Raw genomic sequence first — 2,518 nt, 5'->3', positions numbered from 1 at the left:
AACCGGACGATGGTGCCGATTCGGTTTATTTCCGAAGCCATGGGGGCGGATGTGACTTGGTATGGTTCTGTTGGATGGGTGCTCATTCAACTTCCGGGCAAGGATGTTCAACTGACCGTTGGGGATGACACTGCGTATGTGGACGGAACGGAAACGAAACTTGATACAAAGTGCATCATGAAGGATGACCGCACCTTCGTTCCGTTGCGGTTCGTCAGCGAAGCGATGGGCGCGACGGTCGGATGGGACGGTAATCAAAACCTCGTGACGATCTCGTACAACCGAAGCGCTGCCGACAACCCGCACTCGCACCCGTCTGCGTACAGCGGCGATCTGTGGGGACGTGAAACCCGCACAACCGATTTGCCGAAAAACGCAAGCGACTTCCCGTACGTTTTGGCGGATCTGCCGAATGAGATGTATGAAATGCCGTATCAGAAAATCGGAAATGAGCCGACTGTGGCTCCGAATAGTTTATATAATGAACCTGAGTTCACCAAACAAAACATCGATTACTGGACTGGCCGAGTTCGCAAGCATTACCAAATGATCTTGAATGCAAATTACAATACGATCGACTCTTCTTGGGTGAATCAGATCTATCCGACCTACAATCCGGGCGGTCTTGATCGAAACCAACTGCTGAAATATGTGAACTGGGTCAAGGACAATCACATTCAGATAGAGGGGAATTTGGAACCCGAGCCGAGCATGATCTACGATTCTTGGGGATACAAGATCCGCAGTAAGTTCTCTTTCCGAATCGTTAGTTATGATCAAGACAAAGACGTGCTTTTGGATGTCTTGTATCCGAAAGGCCGTTTTCAGAAGGGAGTCTGGTACACGGGGTATGCAGACATAAGTTTAGGGACAATGACTTTTGGAAATTGGGGGCCCACTTTGGCGGTTGACAATGACGCAAGTCTGTTTGCCGATAGCATAATTCGTGAAAGATAATTGAGGTTCACATAATGAGGCATACTTTAAAACGTTGCATCCTCGCCCTCTTTTGTCTTTGCATCGTTTCCATCCTCCCTCTGAGCGTTGCGGCCACTACTGTCAAGATACAGCAAGGAGCCATTTACTTCACAACTACCGACCACAAAGCCTCAACCGGTATTCGCTACGTCTCCACAGGTTGGACCATCCGCCGAGACAGAGCCTGCGTATACCCGCCCAAAGACCCGTGCAATCCGGATCAAGGCACCTACGGCATGATTCATACGGGCAAGATGGTGGAAGTGAGTCACAAGGACAGCGCAGACGGGCAGTACGTCACCACCAACTTTGTCGTGCCCGTTGATGCTGTGAACGATGCTCTGAAACAAGCTCATATGGAAGACATCCAGGCGGGAGATACGATCTATCTCAATTCCATCTTTCAAGTATCGATCAACGGGGTTCTACAGGGCACAGAATACACCAATCTTGACGCTATCAGAAACGCCAAAATGCCCGGCGGCAGCACCATCCCGTGGCCGAACCCGGAAGACTTTCTCCAATACTACGACATCAAAGCCCAATGGGACCCGCCGGTCGGTCCGACTGTCACTGCTAAGATTCAAGGTCCAAGTCAGGTGGACGGCACTGTAACCAGTGTGGACGCAACCTTCTCCTTCGTCGCACAAACGACTTCGACGGAACAAGATCTTGCCAAATACGAAATCATCAACACTCAGGGCTGTTCATTCGTCAACGCATCTGACAAAAGCGGGGCGCTAAGCGGAAAAGAAAAAGGACGAACTGGCATCCCAATCAAAATCGACATCGGCAACAACCCTAATGTCAAATGCACCATAACAATTGAAGTTTGGGACACTATCGGCCAACATGCTCAAACAAGTCCCGACCACTCCGTCATCAAGTATTCCGCACCACCCGCTCCGCAAAATGCGGGCGACACCGACCTTGATCCAAATTCCAACGGCAAGATCGGGGCTGACCCGTATCCGAACGATTTGTTCAACGTCGTACAAGGCATTCCGACCCACGAGAAACTGTACACGCAAGCGGGAGGGAAGCGCTACCTCTACGACTATCACTATCAACAGGTAACCGGGTCCAAGAGCTATACAGTGATAGTCAGCAAAACGTTCAACCTTTCATGGAAAGAACCTAAAACTGAAACGGACGCGGACGGCAATACCACGATTACGTATGAGGACAAGACGGAATCGCGATTGGTGGAAAAGACCTACCAAATCAAGAGAAACTACTCCTACTGGACGGTCGACAAGCTCTCCATCTACAGCATCGACCACGCCGAAATGTTCAACTACGCGCTGCCAAACGGCAAAGCGACGATGATTCCGCAGAACTACACAGCTCCATCGGTCAGCGCCACGAACTACGGGTCACTGGACGCTCACATTACCGACCCGGACTATCAAGAGAGCATGACGCTTCCAGATGAAAACGTTCCTGGAGGTCCAGGAGCAAAACCTTCAGTACCCTCCGAAGACTGGCTCGCCGACGCCGACCGTTCAGTCGGCAAAATCAAAGTCAAAAACGACCGCTT

2 protein-coding genes are annotated in these 2,518 nt (G+C 50.7%); both read left to right on the top strand.

Translation table 11 applies throughout. From position 1 onward, the window contains the following. A partial coding sequence (locus EL26_RS22900) for a copper amine oxidase N-terminal domain-containing protein (RefSeq protein ID WP_038094773.1) occupies positions 1-957 on the top strand: 957 nt, incomplete at its 5' end. A 14-nt stretch (positions 958-971) separates the two neighbouring features. Then, on the top strand, positions 972-2,518 hold a 1,547-nt coding region (locus tag EL26_RS22895), incomplete at its 3' end, for a DUF5704 domain-containing protein (protein WP_238546178.1).

The organism is Tumebacillus flagellatus, from assembly GCF_000714935.1.
Taxonomy (GTDB): domain Bacteria; phylum Bacillota; class Bacilli; order Tumebacillales; family Tumebacillaceae; genus Tumebacillus; species Tumebacillus flagellatus.
The sequence above is the reverse complement of the archived record's forward strand: the minus strand, read 5'-3'. Positions and strand labels throughout refer to the sequence as shown.